Below are 16,841 nucleotides of genomic sequence, written 5' to 3' on the forward strand. Positions count from 1 at the left end.
TAACATGTTACCCATAATAAGTTTATGTGTTTTAGCTTATTATGTCAAGGCTGCGCTCGATACCTTGAACATGATACCACAAGCCCATAGATTCTTTATGGGTTATGCAATTGTTTGTCAATTCCAGCACTGACTGAAGGGCCGCAATGCTGATGTCGTCCACCCAGTACTGGATCAGATAATTCTTCCATAAAACGTATCAAATAAACTTTCGAGTCACACCTGCTGCGGGGGCAGCGGGAAAGTGACGCGAAAAGTCGCTCCCTGCCCCAGCACCGAATCCAGTTCGATATAGGCCCCGTGCTTCTCCAAAATTTGCCGGGATATGCTCAGCCCCAACCCCGTTCCCTCGGGCTTCCGCGTGAAAAACGGGTCGAAGATGCGGTTCTTGTCCTCTTCCAGGATACCGGGGCCGGTATCGCTCAATTCCAGCACCACGGCGGGCGGGTCGTTGCGACGCTCCGTTTTGACGGTCAGCCGCCCACCGTCGCTCATAGCCTCTATCGCATTGAGGATCAGGTTCATGACCACCTGGCTGACCTGGTTGAAGTCCATGACGAGAGGGGGAGTATCCTGCGCCAGGTCCAGCATGACCTCCACGTTGGCCTTGCGCAGGTTCACCCGGGCCAAATCGTGGCAGTACCGCACGACATCGTTGATCTGATTGGGGAGAAACTGGGGCTCCCGAGGCCGTGCAAACTGGAGCACCTGCTGCACGATCCGGTCGATCTGCCTGATTTCATGCACCATATCCTGGAACATCTGCTGCTGGCCGGCGTCGAGGCTGATCTCCCGCTGGAGCATCTGGGCATTGAAATTGATCGTCGCCAGGGGGTTGCGAATCTCATGGGCGATTCCGGCCGCGAGCGTCCCAAGCGCCTGGAGCCGGTCGCTCTGCTGGAGCCGTTGTTCGAGCTTTCTCGCCTCCGTGGCATCCTTTTCGTAGTAAACAACGCGTTCGAGGGTCCCCGTGGGGTTGAGCACGGGGAACGCATAGAAGTGGTAATACCCCCCCCACCGTGGGTGGGGCCCCTCGCGCCGCAAGGGCCGGGCATCATTCAGGCAGGCTTGGATGACACATTCACTGTGCGGATGCTCCAGGCCATAGAGGATATTTGTGTACTTCTTTCCGATCATGTCCGCCGCTTTGCCGTAAACCATTTCGCTCGTGCGGTTGACTCGATAGATGCGCATGCGCGTGTCCACCAGGAAGATGCTGTGTTGAATGGCGTCAAAACTGATCTCCAGCTCACTCTTGGCCCGTTCGACGGATTCGAAGAGCTGCGCGTTTTCGATGGACACCCCCAGCTGCTGCCCGATGGTCTTCAACAACTCACGGCGATCTTGCCGCAGCTGGAGCGGACCGTGGTTGGTGACATAGAGCAGACCCAGGAACTTCTTGGGGGTCACGAGGGCGATGCGGATGATCTCCTGGATTCCCTCATCCTTCAGACGATCCTGGAGCTTTGTGAAAAAGAGCTTGCTGGGAGGCAGCCACTTGACGGGATCGTCCAGGTAGTATTTCCCCATCGACTGATGAGGCGCCAGAAGGAACCTGATGCACTCCACAAGGCCTTCCGTGAAGCCATGATGCGCGGCCAACTCGAGAAGCATCTGGTCCGTCTGCACTTCCTTGAGGAGATAGATTGCCCCCATCTTGAAATTCAAATGGGTAAGAATCGCCATGAGGGCTTTTTGCAAAACGTCTTGAAGATGTGTGGAACCGTGGAGGGCGGAGGAGATATCGAAGAGGATCTGCAATTCCTTGTCCTGCCGCCTGCATTTTTCCCGGGATCCAATCGGCCCGGCTCTCTGCTGCTTCAACGATGGTTCCATCAGATCAAAGTCTCCGGAGAAACAAATCCTGTCATATGTATACTCCAAACGGATAAGATCGTGACTTATTGATGATCCTGTAGGAGCGGCTTCCAGCCGCGATGGAAATAGCTGGCTCCATCAGAATCGCGGCTGGAAGCCGCTCCTACAAAAGTCAAGATTTTACCCGTTCGCAGTATAATCGCCAAAAGGCATCACCCAGACTCTGACTCCCGCTTCCCCTCGATGGCCGCCCATTGCGAGCAGACGACGCGGGCCACCCGGATGGAAGCGGCATCCACCATCTTGCCGTCCATGGAAAGGGAGCCCCGCCCTTCCCTCCGCGCCTGATCGTACGCATCGAGAATCCTCCGGGACCGCTCCACGTCTTCGGGAGATGGGGTGAACATTTCATTGACTCCCTGCAGCTGGCTCGGATGGATCACCCATTTGCCGTCGTAACCGAGGGCTGCGCTCAGAAGACATGAGCGCCGAAGTCCCGCTTCATCCCTGTAGTCACCGTACGGCGCGTCGATGGCGGCCAGCCCGGCGGCTTTGGCCGCCATGGCCATACGGCTGAGGGGGAAGTGCCAGCGATGGCCCGGATAGAATTCCTCCGCCTCCCCATGGCCGCTGACTCCACGGGTTTTCATGGTGAGCGAAGCCCCGTAATCGGCTACTCCAAATACAAGGGCCTCCAGGCGGGGCGAGCTGAAGGCGATTTCATCCACTCGGAGCATCCCCAAAGCGGTTTCGATGGACGCTTCCAGACCGATGGTCTTTTGAAGCCCCAGGCGCATTTTGATCTGGGTCAGAAGATAGTCGATGGCCTTGATCTCGGCGGCATCATTGACCTTGGGCACCACGATGACATCCACCCCGTCTCCCACCGCCTCCACCACGTCGATGATGTCCCGATAAGCAAAGGGCGTATCCATGGCGTTGATACGATAGGCGCGCACCTTGCCCTTCCAGTCCTGTTCCTTCAGGGCCGCAGCCACGCGCCCGCGCGCCTCCTCCTTTTCCTGGATGGGAACACTGTCCTCCAGGTCCAGCATCACGACATCCACCGGAAGGCTGAAAGCCTTCCGGACCATGTTCTCACGGTTGGCGGGCACCGACAGAATTGAACGGCGCAGGCGAAAAGGCTGTTCCACAGTTCTCTCCGGTGGTCAAGGCATCAGGATTTCGCGTTCTTCTGCCGGATGGCGGCCTGGGCGGCCGCCAAGCGGGCTACGGGAACACGATACGGCGAGCAGCTCACGTAATTCAAACCGATGCGGTGACAGAAGTCCACCGACGAGGGTTCCCCACCATGCTCACCACAGATGCCGATCTTGAGGTCCGGCTTGGTGGATCGTCCTTTCTGGACGGCAATTTCCATGAGGCCTCCGACACCCACCTGGTCGAGCTTTTCAAAGGGGTCGCTTTCCCAGATCCTGGCGCCAAGGTAATCCGAAAGGAATCTTCCGGCATCGTCCCGGCTGATGCCGAAGACCGTCTGGGTCAAGTCATTGGTCCCAAAGGAGAAGAACTCGGCGACTTCGGCAATGGCATCCGCCGTCAAGGCGCCTCTCGGCACTTCGATCATGGTGCCAACCCGGTAAGGGACCTGGATCTCGTAACGCTTCATGACCTCCTGCGCAGCGGCATCCACCACCGCCCGCTGGTTTTTCAGCTCGGCGACGTGCCCCACCAGGGGAATCATGATCTCGGGGTGTACATCGATCCCTTCCTTTTTCACCTCGCAGGCGGCCTCCATGATGGCCTGGGCCTGCATTTCCGTGATTTCCGGAAAAACGATCCCCAGGCGGCAGCCTCTGTGTCCCAGCATGGGATTGACTTCATGGAGGCTCTCGATCTTCGCCTGGAGGCGCTCGACCGGGACCCACATGTCGTGGGCCAGCTTTTCAATGTCCTTCTCTTCATGGGGCAGGAATTCATGCAACGGCGGGTCCAGCGTCCGGATGGTCACCGGCTTTCCCTGCATCACCCGGAAAATGCCCTTGAAATCCTCTTTTTGCATGGGAAGCAGCTTGGCCAGAGCACGTTTCCTGCCTTCCACGTCGTCGCTCAGGATCATCTCCCGAACCGCATCGATGCGATCGCCTTCGAAGAACATGTGCTCCGTGCGGGTGAGGCCGATGCCTTCGGCCCCGAAAGCCAGGGCCATTTCCACCTGGTTGGGCTGATCGGCGTTGGTCCAGACTCCCAGGGTACGACATTCATCGGCCCAGCCCAGGAGTTCCATGTAATCCTGATAGACCTGGGAATCCGATGTCGCACCTTTCCCCTCCAGGATGACGCTCAGGACTTCCGAAGGCTGAGTGGGAATCTGCCCCACGAACACTTCCCCCGTCGTCCCGTCCAGGGACAGCCAGTCTCCCTCCCGAATGATCCTGTCACCGACGGTCATACGATGCGTGCGGTATTCGATCTCCAGGGCATTACAGCCCACAACGCAGACCTTCCCCATTTGCCGCCCTACGAGGGCCGCATGCGACGTCATCCCGCCGCGCGCCGTCAGGATTCCCTGGGAGGCGTGCATTCCGCGAATGTCCTCGGGGGAGGTCTCCACGCGCACGAGAATGATCTTCTCTCCCTTGGCGGCCCATTGTTCGGCATCCGGGGCACTGAAGACCACCCGCCCGGTGGCGGCTCCAGGCCCGGCGTTCAACCCCTTCGCCAGCAGGGCCTTGCTCTTCACGGCGGCTTCCTTCGCCTTGGGGTCAAAGACCGGTCGGAGCAGCTGGTTCAGCTGATCCGGGTCCACACGCATGAGGGCTTCTTCTTTCGTGATGATGTTGGCCCGCACCATATCGACGGCAATCTTGAAGGACGCGAACGCCGTGCGCTTTCCCGTGCGGGTCTGGAGCATCCAGAGCTTCCCCTTCTGGATGGTGAACTCGATATCCTGCATGTCTCGATAGTGCCGGCCGAGCCTCCGGCGCACTTCTTCCAGCTGCTGGTAGATCTCCGGCATGGTCTCTTCGAGAGAAAGGGTGTTGGGGTCCGTTTTCTGCGCCTTGTTGATGGGCTGAGGCGTACGGATGCCGGCGACGACATCCTCGCCCTGGGCGTTGATGAGGTATTCGCCGTAGAAGACATTCTCGCCCGTGGCCGGATTGCGCGTGAAGCCCACACCCGTGCCGCAATCTTCCCCCATGTTTCCAAACACCATGGCCTGGATGTTGACGGCAGTCCCCATATCGGCCGGAATGTTGTTGAGCTCCCGGTACGCGATAGCACGGGGATTGTTCCAGGATCCGAAAACCGCTCCAATGGCGCCCCACAGCTGCTCCATGGGATCCTGCGGGAACATCACGTCCATGTGTGCCCGAATGAGCGTCTTATATCTCTCCACCAGTTCCTTCAAATCCGACGCCGGCAGTTCGCTGTCGAAATGTACGTTGCGGCGCTTACGCATCTCCTCGAGGATATGCTCGAAGGGATCCGTCTGGTCCTTTTGAGCCGGCTTCAACCCCAGCACCACGTCCCCGTACATGGCCACGAAGCGCCTGTAGCAGTCGTAGGCAAAACGCTCGTCCTGCGTCTCCTTCATGAGTCCCAGCACCGTCTGATCATTGAGCCCCAGGTTGAGGACCGTATCCATCATGCCGGGCATGCTGCTGGCCGCCCCCGAGCGCACAGAAACCAGCAGGGGCGCCTCCGGGTCGCCGAACTTGCGCCCCATCAACGATTCCAGTCTTCGGAGGGCATCGTCCACCTGCGCCTTCAGATCGGGTGGGTATTGCAGATTATTTTCGTAATAATATCCGCAGATCTCCGTCGTGATGGTGAACCCGGGAGGAACGGGAATTCCAAGGTTCGTCATTTCCGCCAGGTTGGCTCCCTTGCCCCCCAGCAGACCCTTCATCTGAGCATTCCCGTCAGCTTTTCCATCTCCAAAAAAATAGACGTACTGGTGCACCATCGTTCTTCCTCCCTTTTTTACAACCTGCTCTCCACATCCATCGATCTCAATATATACTCGAGAACCCCCATGACCGGGCGGCCACAACGAACGATGAAAAGCCTTTGCGACGGCATTTTCATATAAAGGTGTAAAACTTTCGATTTGATGGTTCCCTGTTTTTGTAGGAGCGGCTTCCAGCCGCGACATTGAGCCAGTCGCGGCTGGAAGCCGCTCCTACAAAAAACAAGTTTTCAATCCTTAATGCGTATAAAGACAGCTTTCGGTAAGTTGTCCGACGATCTCGAACCTTATAACAGCATATGAAATATTCACCACTGTATCAGTTAGACGAAGTGCTCTTCAGAAATCAATAGATTTCAACACGACGGGATGGAAACTCCCAAAAGAAAAGAGATCCCGGAGGAAGACGGCTCAGGAGGACAACTCATGCGGACAGCAGCATCTGCTCATGGTGTGTGGGGGAGGTGCAGGGTCGAGAGGGGGAGGATATGGGAAGAAGGCACCTTGTTTCGTCATTCCGGCAGTCTTTGAGCCGGAATCCAGTCCGGCGAAAAACCTGGATTCCGGCTTAAAGACTACCGGAATGACAAGCGAACGAAATTTCAGACAGTTACTTAATTTTTAGACAGTCACTTAGACTTCCAGCCACGACTCGGAAAAGAGCTTATGGCCAAGAATAACCTTAGCGGTCTTCACATAATCCAGCTCTTCCTTGGACAACTTGCTCTCATCGATCGCTTCGCCGTCTTCCACTTTGTGGACCACGGCTTCGAGCTCGGGATGTTTGTCCTTGGCGATATCGTGGAGCTTCTTGTCAAAGCAGTCGACGATGGCTGAATAGAGGCCGTGCCGCTTCAGGATGATGAGCATCACCTGGTTCAGGATGGGGCGCAGGTGATCCGGGGGACCGTTGGAAACATTGGAAAGCCCGATGGTGCTGCGGCACCCGGGAGCGATGTCCTGCAGCATCTTCATGAACTCGAGGCAGCTCATGATCTGTCCCTGCTGTACGCTCACCGGGGTCTGGATGGGATCCACATACATGCGATCAGGAGCGATTCCAAATTCGCTTTCAGCCTTGTATACGAGCTCGGAGCAGAGGGCGCCGCGTTCGTTTTCATCGCGGGGCATCCCCTCGGGGCCCCACAGGAGGGCTACGAAATCGGCATCATATTCCTTGGCCAGGGGCAGCAGGGCTTCCATGCGCTCGGGGCGCACCATGATGGAATTGATGAGGGGGCGGCATTTCTTGTGAGCCTTGAGCCCGGCGGCGATGGCCTTGATGTTGGAGGTATCCAGGGCCAGGGGAAGATCCACGACTTCATGCACCACGGGCACCAGCCAAGCCATCAGCTCTTCGCCGATTTTTCCGGAGGGCCCGATATTGAGATCGATCCAGTCCATGCCGGCTTCCGCCTGCTGAATGGCCAGCTGTTGCAGCGGCTTCGCGTTCTTTTCCTTCAATGCCTTTCCATAGGTTACACTCATTATATTTAAATTTTCACCAATGAGATACATCATTCCTGTCATCCTCCTTGGGCGCTAAGTACCGTTCTTTGCGTCTGCGGCTCCTCCAGGCGGGAGGAGCGAAAAACAATGAGCCGACCCCTGAATAAGCCGGCCGGCTCGCATTCCCCTTATCGATCTTTTAAGGCTTCCAGGTCTTGAGAAGCTTCGGAATCTGGCTCGCTTCCCTGGGACCGATCTGGATCGTCCATCCGCTGAGCTCTTCTTCCAGTTCCCCGCTGATGCCCGCGGCATAGCCGGGAATGATCAAGGTCGTGTGCTTCACTTTGTCCTTGATGCCGCACTTGTTGATGAAGCTTCCCACGCTTTCACCCGAGAACTTACCGGCGGCCCAGGCCGTCATGACGGAGAGGCCTTCAGTATCCTGGACGCACAGCCATGAAGGAACACGGCTGGCTTCGATTTCACCCGACACGATGAAGTAGGTCAGGGAGAAGTTGCAGGTCACGAGGACGGGCGAATTCTCATCGGGATTGTTGATGGGATAGATTCCCTGCTCAGCCGTCATGGGCCGCTGCGGGTCGGTGTAGATGTTCAGGCGGTCCAGGAACAGCGGGAACAGGCTGTGGGCCTGAAAATCGCTCAGGCAAATCAGTGCGCCGTACTTGGCGATGAAGGTCGCGGCCACCAGGGACTCGTCCATCAGGTCATTGGCCATTTCGTTGGCCATGATGATGGTGGGGAATCCCAACGGGCGATACTTGTCCTTCAAAGCGGCGCGGCGGATGAGGATCTGTTCTTCGAAGACCTTCTTCAGTTCACGGCTTCCCGTATCGATGACGAGGTCTTTGAGGCCCATGCCCGTGAGTTTTTCCGTCAGGGCCGCGACGCTGTCCAATGTTCCGTCACCCTTGACGGCCAGGGGGCATTCCACAGCCTTGGCCAGTTCACCGAGAGCATCGGCGTTGGCGGCTGTGGCGGCATAAATGAGGGGCTTCTTATCCTTCAGTTCCGTGGCGGCAGCCTTCAGAACGTCCACGCTGTCGGATTTCAGGATGAGGCCGGCGCCCGTTCCGTCGGAGACTTTCTTGGCAAGAGCGATGAACTTGCCCGCATCTCCCGATGCATCGTTCACGACAAACATTTCCGCGCGCAGCTTCAAGCCGACGCGATCATACTGCGCGGCCTTGAACCGATCCATCTTGCCCTGAACCGAAGCATCGTCTTCGTTGGTGCTGACGACAGCGGCGAGGCCCGGAGGGTTCACGAAGGTCTTTTCATGGCGGAACATCACCGTTTCGCCACCGACTTTGACAGCATACTCACCGGTTCCGATGGTCAGCGGTCTGATGGGTGGAGCGGATTCCGACGCCAGCTTCTCTTTGGCTTCTTCAGAGACGTAGGGGCATTTTTCCAATTCCGCCTTACCAGATGCCAGGTTCATTGCAAAGGCCAGGCAGGTCGGAACTCCACACTCCCCACAATTGGTCTTGGGAAGTAACTTAAAAATCTGTATACCCGTTAATCCCATCTGTTTCTCTCCTCAACACGGTTCGAATTCAATGCACATGATCGTTTCAGATGCGCAGGGGGGACCCTCACCCCCCCTGCCGCATCAAATTTTTCTATCCAAGAATCGAGTCCATGGTCACAGCGGGATGGCCGACTTTTTCCAGGAAGGCGTACACTTCGTCTTCCGTCGTTCCGTTTTCTTCCGTCGCGATCATGTCGATGAAGTTTGGAATCCCGATTTCTTCGCCACGCTTGACCAGACGTTCGCGAATTTCTTCCTTGAAGATCTTGGGCATCCAAACGAGACGCTTCAGACCGCCGTCACCCACCAGGAACTTGCGCTGGGTCACGGTGTATTTGCTGTGTCCCACGAACCCGGGGGTCACGTTTCCACCACCGATGGTGCCGGCCAGGGTCGTGAACTTCATGCCGCTGGGGGTCATGCCCGTGTAGTCGCGGTTGACGGTCATGACGCCGTTGCACATGGGGAGGACCGCCGCGATGCATTCGCAGCAACCGCAGGTCGTCATGGGGTCGTAAACGATGCTGTAGAAGTTGTAGCTGGAAACGGACTGGCGTGATGCCTTGTAGACGAAGTCATTGACGCCCTTCCAGTTGCCGAGCTTCGGATCCAGAACCTCGCCCTTCTGAATGGGCTGGTTGGGTCCGGTGGGGTTGATTTCATTGGAGGCCTTGCAGTCCAGCCAGTTGTACGCGCCGCAGAGCCCGGTCCGCTCAGGGCTGATGACGCAGACGTGGGTGGGTGCGAAAGACTGGCACAGCGTACAGGAGTAGTAGGTCTCGGTCCCTTCATCCGTCATATTCTCGACGCGCTCATCGCGGGTCCTGTAAGCGGCCTGAGCCTTGGGAAGCAACTCTTTCACCTTGGCTTCGTCCGTGTAAATCGTGACCTGGCATTTATCGAAAATGGCGCCGAAATCCTGATGGTATTTCGCGTGCAGAAGCTTTCCGATGTGCTCCAGGGTGAAGCCCTTCTCCACGGCCGATTTGCCGATGCGGTACCAGGCGATGTCGCGCTGCCCGATGTGCATGACGCCCTGAGCATAGTTCACCAGGTGGTGAATCTGGCGCTCCAGGATGGGCTCATAATCCGGCTGCATTTTGCGGCCGGCGATCTGAACGATGACACCCAGAGGCAGGCGGTTTCCCGGCTGAACGTCCTTCAGGTCCGGGCCGATGACTTCGACTTTCCCGTCTTCGATGGCATCCATATCCGCAATCTGTACCAGCTCGAAGCAGGGGGTCTTGCCGCCGCCGCATTCCAGGTAGATGTCGTCCTTCCGTACACGCTCGCCTTCGAAAGCCGGCCCGTAAGCGACGGGGATAGGGATTTCCGTCACGGCGACTTTGAGTCCGCGCACTTCGATGGACTTGGCGGTCATATGGTCGTGAGAGATGTTCCCCACGACGTGCTCGTAGGTGCAGATACCCGTGGGAAGGATTTCGGGAATGTCCGTGTCGGCGATGGTGGGGAAGCCCCAGTTGATGGCGCCGCCCGCGTTGGCCGCCCACTCGGCGTTGACCTCGCCCAGAGCGTTGATGAACGCGAAGATGCGGTCCTTATTGTACTTGAGCATCGTGGCATAGTCGCCCGGTTTGACACCACCGAACGCCATAGCGGCGCGGTTGGCGAACCCGAGGGCGAAAACGGCTGCCGAGATGTCGGGGCCGAAAGGAACGAGGCGCGTGCCCCAACCGATCTGCACCCCGGCCTGCACCAACTGCTCGGCGAAGGTCGTGCCGGACTGGTTGGCGCACATGAAGGTGTACAGATTCTTTTTCTGATAGTCTTCGGCAATCATCTTGGCGATTTCGGGATTGGGAGCGGCACCGACGATGGCGGCAAAACCGGGTGCGCTGCCGTCCACGAACTCGACGCCTCTTTTCCGGAATACGGTATCGTCAGCGGCGCCCAGCCAGATCTTTCCATTCTCCAGGTCACAGTCTTCGCCATGCAGATAGAAGTCGGGCTCTTCCACGTAGCGGATGGCTTCGAAAATTTCCTCGGCCAGGATGGTGGCCATACCGGCATCCAGGGTGTTGCCCAGGTAGGGAGTGTGGATGGACCCGCTCATATGGGGAGGAAGCAGTTCCCTGCAGCGCTTGAGCACGGGCTCCGCATCCGCCAGTTTTTCAATCTTCACCCCCAGGATCGAGTAGATGACGGGCAGGTAGTACGCGGTATTGGGGAAGGCCAGGGGCTGGTTCGCACCATATTTATCCATCGCCATTTTGAAGGCGCCTTCGACTTTGGAAACGATATTGTATGCACCTTGAATGACGGCAAAACAGACTAACCTTGACATGATCAACTCCTCTTCTTAAGGGTTGTTTCCCTTCTCAATCGAAATCAAAGACATCGGCTTCGCACCGACATTTATGCTGTGTCCAGGGGAGGCGCCTCCCGTGGCATCCTCCCCCGTCATGGATCCTGGTCCGATCAAGCGCGTCGGTCTTCCATGCTGAAGAGCTTGCGTTCGCGCTCGCCCATGATGCCGAGAGCCATACGCTTCTTGTCGATATGGTCGATCATCATGCGGGCCATTTCATAAGGATCCAGCGCGAAGCCCCACTTCCCAAAGCCCTGTTCTTCCAGGCCTTCGAAGAGAAGTTTGTGGAACTTGGTGCCTTCGACGACGGGGAAGGTCACGCCGAAGACCGTATACACACCGGAAGCCACGAAATACTGGCCGATACAGATGGCCTTCTCACTCATGTACTCGGGCGCGGCGCCGGCCACGGGAAGGTCTGCGATGCTGTCCCCGAGTCCCCCGGTGCGGACCATTTCCGAGCAGGCGATGAGGATGCGGCTGTTGTCGACGCAGGAGCCCAGGCTCAGAACGGGCGGCATACCGACGGTTTCGCACACTTCCCTCAGACCGTCACCCGCCATCACGGCTGCATCGGGCTTATCCAGGCCGGCCTTGGCCAGGGCGATCTGCGAGCAGCCCGTCTGCACGACGAGAACGTTGTTCTTGATGAGCTCTTTCACCAGTTCCACGTGTACATAATCCTGCTTCACGCGGGGGTTGGTACAGCCGACGACGCCGGCGACACCGCGGATGCGGCCGTTGATGATGTTTTCGTTGAGAGGGACATAGGAAGCGCGGAAAGACCCGCCCAGCATGTAGTTGATATATTCATGGGAGAAGCCGTGGACACCCATGTCCTTGCGGCGGGGAATTTCGATTTTCGCCGTACGGTTCTGGAAGCGATCGATGGCCGCGTCGACAATCTTGTTGGTACAGGCTTCGGGATGATGCTCCTCGAAGGGGACATGAATGGCCCCGTCGATGCGGCAGCGCGGGTTGGTGGTGAAAAACCTCGTATTGTAGCATGCGGATACGGTGGAAAGAGCCTGCATGATGCACTGCACGTCCACAGCCATGGCATCCACGGCTCCCGTGGCGATGACGGGCTCCACGCTCAGGAAGTTGCCCGCATGGGGCACACCGTGACGCGCCAGCACTTCCGCGCCGGAGCAGCACATGCCGAGCAACTGAATGCCCTTGGCACCGGCTGCCTTGGCTTTTTCGATGTATGCAGGATCATTGGTCGCAGCGATCATCGACTCGAAAAGCAGGGGCTCATGTCCGTGAACGATGATGTTCACATGGTCTTCCTTCAGGAAGCCCATGTTGACGCCGGCCACCACCGGTTTAGGGGTCCCGAAGAGGATGTCGGAGATTTCCGTGGCCACCATGGAGCCGCCCCAGCCGTCGACAAGGGCCGTACGGGAGCACTGCTTCACGATGTTTTCATAATCCTGGTCCACACCGATGTGAGTGCGGTGCATGAGCTCCATGATTTCCCGCATGGCGCCGCGGGGAACGATACCGGCTTTACGCCACGTTTCAAGAGTCTTGGGCGGGACGCGCTTGGCGAAGGGGATTTCGCCCTCTACCTGGGTGTAGGTCCTTTCCAGTTCCTCGTAGAGGTCTGTGGCGATCTCCTGAGCGGTACGCCCTTCTACCTCGATATCAATGCTCTTGGCGACACTGCGAAGTTTTTCTTCGTCCTTGATTTTGTACCCTGAAATATTGCCGCGAACGACTTCACGGAACACGTCGACCATGCCCATGCCGTGGTCGGTATGGGCTGCGCAGCCACTGGCCACCATCCGGGCAAAGTTCCTGGCGCCGATGGTATCGATGGTCGCACCGCAAACGCCTACCTTCGAATAGGGATCTTTTGCATTCAAACGGCAGGGACCCATGAAGCAGTGCTTACAACAGGCCGAATCCGCGCCGATGGGGCAGGGCTTCATGTCGGCTGCTCTCTGGAAGGCGTTTGCAACGCCGTCGTCGGCCATCTTTTGCAACATCTGAATGGTGGATTCGCAGGTTGACACATCCCTAAAGTTGATGGGCTTTTGCTTTTTTTCTTCCGACATATTACACCTCATCTCCCCTTCCTGGGGTTATTGATTATTCTTTGAAATAAAAGAACAGGGCAACTCGACCTCTTGGACCAGCCACTCTGTCTACATCATTTTCTGGATGAAGCCCTTGATCCGTTTCACGGATTCCGGGTGGCGCAGGGTCACCACGTCAGCCCCGGCCAGGAGCAGATCCACCGCGGTGATGCATTCCATGAGGATCGCCCGCTGGGTGGGATCGCCCAACTGAGGAGCGTCTTCCGCGCTCAGGTTGGCTTCCTTGGACTTCCACACTTCATTGCCCACGTTGGCGATGATGGGCTGCTGCAGCTTCTCGTCTTCCTGGGTCAGAGCGGCCTGCACGATTCTTTCCATGACGGAATAGCTGTATTCCAGACCATAGCCCAAACCACCGGTCGTAGGATCGATGACGATGTCCTTGCTGTTCACGCCGAGATTGCCCAGCAAAATATTGAGCTGCTTGGCAAGGTTGACATCGATGGGGGAGGAAGAAACCACGATGTGCTGATAGCCCAGGCACGCTGCGCCGATCTGCTTGTAATCGCCGTCTTCCACAGGGGAGAGAGCCAGGCGTTTCCCGGTGCATTTTTCAGCAACGGCGCGCATGACTTCCGTGTCCTTCTCATGGTTGGCCACACCCCAGACCACCACGGGGACATCCACTGCCTCCACGATCTTTTTCACCGTTTCGGCCACCTGGTCGGCAGGCCTGTTGTCGGCGTTGGGATCCGCGCTCTTGGTCTGCACGACCAGGATTTCGGCGCCGAACTCGCTCACGCACTTCTTGGCCCAGGCGGCAGGGTCCGCCAGAACATCCTTGAAGGGCTCCTTCGCAGCCGCACACCAATCCTCCGTGGGGTCCTTGTCCCAAATTTCCATAGCCACTTTGGGGGGATGAGGAATTGAACCTTCAAAGGAATGGAACGGATAAGCGGCCTTGCCACCAATGACTACGGCCTTGTCTCCAACTCCAAGTGTCACTTCCCTGATTTGTCCCGAATAAACTTGTTTTGATGGTTGAAAAGCCAAGGTTGGGTCCTCCTTTCAATTCTATACCTGTTAGATTGACTATACCGGTAGACTCCTGTGACCCCTACACTTCTCCTTATGTTCAATTGAGCGACAAGAACCGCGAACACTAAACGCAGGACAGCCTCCCCCGCACACATTGCACGGGCTCGGCGACAAGTTACTCTCTGAAACCATTAACACAACACATTGAAAGCATGGAAGAATCTTTTTTCTACAAAGAAAAAGCTTCCATCGGTTTGCATTCAGTAAGGAGAATCGAACATCCGCATGAGCAGGAAAGCACAATGAGCAAGAAAACACAGCCTCCGGCAAAAGAGCAACCGATAGAACTTGGAGATGGACGCTTCAGGGGAGGAACCGAAACTCCCGCCCCTTGAAAAGGCATGTACAATATTGCACTAGACAGTCGTTCTTCTAATACAGAATCTACGGTGAAATGTCAACCCGCTTTATACCTTTAGAGACGATAGGAGAAAAAAACACGAAGCCCCTTTCACCGTCGCGGCAATGGGGGCTGACACGGGTGCGGGGGGACTCCGTGGGCTACTTGAGGTCGGCCATCTCCGATTCGACGAGCGCCTGTTTGGCCTTCAGCAGTCTTTTGTAGTAGGATTCGATCTTGGCGGTGTTTTTGGCAAGGAGGGCCTTCAGCAGATCCCCCTCCAGCTCGGCCACTTCCAGCCGTTCATAATAATCCAGCATTTCCTTGAAGTGAGCGATGACGATTTTTCCCGTCAAAATGGGATGGTTGTTGGTCACATTGGCATCTTTGAACTGAGTCCCATGCTCCAGTTCCACCTCGAGCCCCATGCGGAAGCGCTCCAGGTCGATGTCCATCCCTTCGGGGTTGATCTCCGCCAGGATGACTCGGGCCTCTTCGGGCAACACTTTCGTGTCGGTCAGTTGAGTCCAGTCCCTGATGCCGAGCAGCTTGCAAACACGCTGAACTTCCTCCACCGTCACATATACGGGCAGTTCCATCGGTGCTCCTTTTCCTTTCGGGTCACGCCGTTGTCAAGATCTTAGAGGCATCCGTGTATATCAAAACTCTACGGCACGGCATGCCATGAAGGGGCGCAAACAGCATCAGTCGTCATAATAATATCTTTCGTGCTTCGGATGCTTCTTCCCGCATTTGGGAGGATAATACCGATACTCCACGACCTGCGGAGGCGGTTCCACATAGACCACCCGACGCCGCTCGACCACCACGGGTGCAGGACGCACCACGACGGGAGGTGGAGCAACGTACACGGGGGGCGGTGCGACATAAACGGGTGGGGGCGGTGCCACGTAAACGCCGGGGAACGGCAGGTTGATCCCCACGTGGACGCCCACATCCCCCGCCTGCGCCGGAGACGAGCACACGAATACGGCCAGCGCCAGAACGAACAGCAGCCTGATCATGAAGGCCCTGAAACCACCTTCTTTCCTCTTCATGCGGATCCTCCTTCTTTTCAGATTCACATCGTCTGCACCTTCCCGCGTCATGGCAGGACAGCATCCACGACAGAGCACAGGGAAGCCACAGAGCAACTTATATACCGAAATACACGCGAAGCTTCAAGGAAGTCTTTGCGCCATTGGGGATGCCGGACCGCGGAGGCAGACCAGTAGGGTGCATTTCATGCACCATTTATACTCCAAACGGATGAGATCCCGACCTATTGGATGATCCCATAGCAAGTAGGGTGCATTTCATGCACCATTCCAACTGAATACGTGCTTCATCAAGCAAATGGTGCGCGAAGCGCACCCTACGAACCAAAGGATTTTCATGTCATTTCGGCAAAAAGTCTGGATTTCGCACCATACATGCCTCCCGGCTTTTCTCAGAGGCTGTCGAAAAATTCGTTTCCTCGTCATTCCGGCAGTCTTTTAGCCGGAATCCACCCCAGCGAAGAACCTGGATTCCGGCTTAAGAACCGCCGGAATGACGAAACAAGGTGCATGCTCAGAGTGATTGACTCATTTTTTAGACAGCCTCTGAGAGTGCCGGGAGCTTCGGCCGAAGGCACACTCCCAACGGCACGAAAAACTAAAAACAGCGGAGCCTCCTCCCAGAAATCAATGGAACACCGTGAGCATACAGTTCTGTTTCCCCCGCCCGGCAGGGCGCGCCCTTGAAGCTCCTGCGCATCACTCCCGCCGGGGAAGACGTCCCGCCGGGAAGGCAGATGGTCTTCCAGTTCAACCGTCCCGTCGTGCCCTGGGCCGCATGGAGCGCAGTCCCTCAGAGATCCCCATCAGTGCCGAACCGCCCCCCAACTGCCAGTGGCGATGGCTCGATCCTTCCACCCTGGCCTGTCAGCTGGGTGAAAAAGACGCCCTTCGGCCGGCGACCCGCTACCGCATGGTCGTTTCTCCCGGCATCCGGGCCGAAGACCAGGCGACACTCGCCGGAGAGGTCCTTCATACCTTCACCACGGAGCGCCCCAAGGTCACGGACGTCTGGTTCAAGACCTGGAATTCGCCTCAAATCCCCCAATATTCCGTCCGCTTCAATCTCTCCGCCGTCCCGGCCTCCCTGGAGGCGCATCTCTATTTCCAGGCCCAGGGAGGGGAGCGCATCCCTGCCGCCGTCGAGGAAGAGCCGGAGTACGTCGGCTCACCGGAGCTGAAGACCGGCCGCACCTGGCGCATCACCCCCCGGACCCC

Annotated in this window: 11 protein-coding genes; 1 reads left to right on the plus strand and 10 read right to left on the minus strand. The window is 57.2% G+C overall.

Features of this window, described 5'->3' with window-relative positions:
- Positions 1 to 216: 216 nt before the first annotated feature.
- The 10 genes from MWC30_RS11370 to MWC30_RS11415 all read right to left on the minus strand — a co-directional run bounded on the left by MWC30_RS11370 (position 217) and on the right by MWC30_RS11415 (position 15,623).
- Positions 217 to 1,824, minus strand: coding sequence for a sensor histidine kinase (locus MWC30_RS11370; RefSeq protein WP_244084297.1), 1,608 nt, complete (start codon positions 1,822 to 1,824; stop codon positions 217 to 219).
- Positions 1,825 to 2,030: 206 nt separating this feature from the next.
- A complete protein-coding gene (locus tag MWC30_RS11375) occupies positions 2,031 to 2,972 on the minus strand; it encodes a CoA ester lyase (protein ID WP_244084298.1) in 942 nt (313 codons plus the stop codon).
- Between the two features lie 23 nt (positions 2,973 to 2,995).
- A complete protein-coding gene (gene ppdK, locus MWC30_RS11380; protein WP_244084299.1) occupies positions 2,996 to 5,749 on the minus strand; it encodes a pyruvate, phosphate dikinase in 2,754 nt (917 codons plus the stop codon).
- A 636-nt stretch (positions 5,750 to 6,385) separates the two neighbouring features.
- On the minus strand, positions 6,386 to 7,273 hold the full coding sequence (locus MWC30_RS11385) for a dihydropteroate synthase (protein WP_244084300.1): 888 nt from the start codon (positions 7,271 to 7,273) through the stop codon (positions 6,386 to 6,388).
- A gap of 127 nt (positions 7,274 to 7,400) precedes the next feature.
- Complete coding sequence (gene acsC / locus MWC30_RS11390) at positions 7,401 to 8,750, minus strand: acetyl-CoA decarbonylase/synthase complex subunit gamma (RefSeq protein ID WP_244084301.1); 1,350 nt, start codon at positions 8,748 to 8,750, stop codon at positions 7,401 to 7,403.
- Positions 8,751 to 8,844: 94 nt separating this feature from the next.
- Positions 8,845 to 11,058: an acetyl-CoA decarbonylase/synthase complex subunit alpha/beta gene (acsB, locus tag MWC30_RS11395; protein WP_244084302.1), complete on the minus strand. Its 2,214-nt coding sequence runs from the start codon at positions 11,056 to 11,058 to the stop codon at positions 8,845 to 8,847.
- A 134-nt stretch (positions 11,059 to 11,192) separates the two neighbouring features.
- On the minus strand, positions 11,193 to 13,145 hold the full coding sequence (gene cooS, locus MWC30_RS11400) for an anaerobic carbon-monoxide dehydrogenase catalytic subunit (protein WP_244084303.1): 1,953 nt from the start codon (positions 13,143 to 13,145) through the stop codon (positions 11,193 to 11,195).
- A 90-nt stretch (positions 13,146 to 13,235) separates the two neighbouring features.
- Positions 13,236 to 14,180 (minus strand): acetyl-CoA decarbonylase/synthase complex subunit delta, encoded by a 945-nt coding sequence (locus MWC30_RS11405; protein ID WP_244084304.1) that lies wholly within the window; start codon positions 14,178 to 14,180, stop codon positions 13,236 to 13,238.
- A 546-nt stretch (positions 14,181 to 14,726) separates the two neighbouring features.
- A complete protein-coding gene (locus tag MWC30_RS11410) occupies positions 14,727 to 15,164 on the minus strand; it encodes a DUF5661 family protein (RefSeq protein WP_244084305.1) in 438 nt (145 codons plus the stop codon).
- A gap of 105 nt (positions 15,165 to 15,269) precedes the next feature.
- On the minus strand, positions 15,270 to 15,623 hold the full coding sequence (locus tag MWC30_RS11415) for a hypothetical protein (RefSeq protein WP_244084306.1): 354 nt from the start codon (positions 15,621 to 15,623) through the stop codon (positions 15,270 to 15,272).
- A gap of 640 nt (positions 15,624 to 16,263) precedes the next feature.
- Between MWC30_RS11415 and MWC30_RS11420 the strand changes: the two genes are divergently transcribed.
- Positions 16,264 to 16,841: hypothetical protein (locus tag MWC30_RS11420; protein WP_244084307.1), on the plus strand; the 578-nt coding region annotated here is incomplete at its 3' end.

Origin of the sequence: Desulforhabdus sp. TSK (genome assembly GCF_022836495.1) — a bacterium.
Taxonomy (GTDB): Bacteria; Desulfobacterota; Syntrophobacteria; order Syntrophobacterales; family Syntrophobacteraceae; genus Desulforhabdus.

What these genes read in the sequence shown, in the direction of transcription:
- acsC (WP_244084301.1), bottom strand. Translation starts at nt 8,750, where the DNA reads ATGGGATTAACGGGTATACAGATTTTTAAGTTACTTCCCAAGACCAAT.
- MWC30_RS11415 (WP_244084306.1), bottom strand. Translation starts at nt 15,623, where the DNA reads ATGAAGAGGAAAGAAGGTGGTTTCAGGGCCTTCATGATCAGGCTGCTG.
- MWC30_RS11410 (WP_244084305.1), bottom strand. Translation starts at nt 15,164, where the DNA reads ATGGAACTGCCCGTATATGTGACGGTGGAGGAAGTTCAGCGTGTTTGC.
- acsB (WP_244084302.1), bottom strand. Translation starts at nt 11,058, where the DNA reads ATGTCAAGGTTAGTCTGTTTTGCCGTCATTCAAGGTGCATACAATATC.
- MWC30_RS11385 (WP_244084300.1), bottom strand. Translation starts at nt 7,273, where the DNA reads ATGATGTATCTCATTGGTGAAAATTTAAATATAATGAGTGTAACCTAT.
- cooS (WP_244084303.1), bottom strand. Translation starts at nt 13,145, where the DNA reads ATGTCGGAAGAAAAAAAGCAAAAGCCCATCAACTTTAGGGATGTGTCA.
- ppdK (WP_244084299.1), bottom strand. Translation starts at nt 5,749, where the DNA reads ATGGTGCACCAGTACGTCTATTTTTTTGGAGATGGAAAAGCTGACGGG.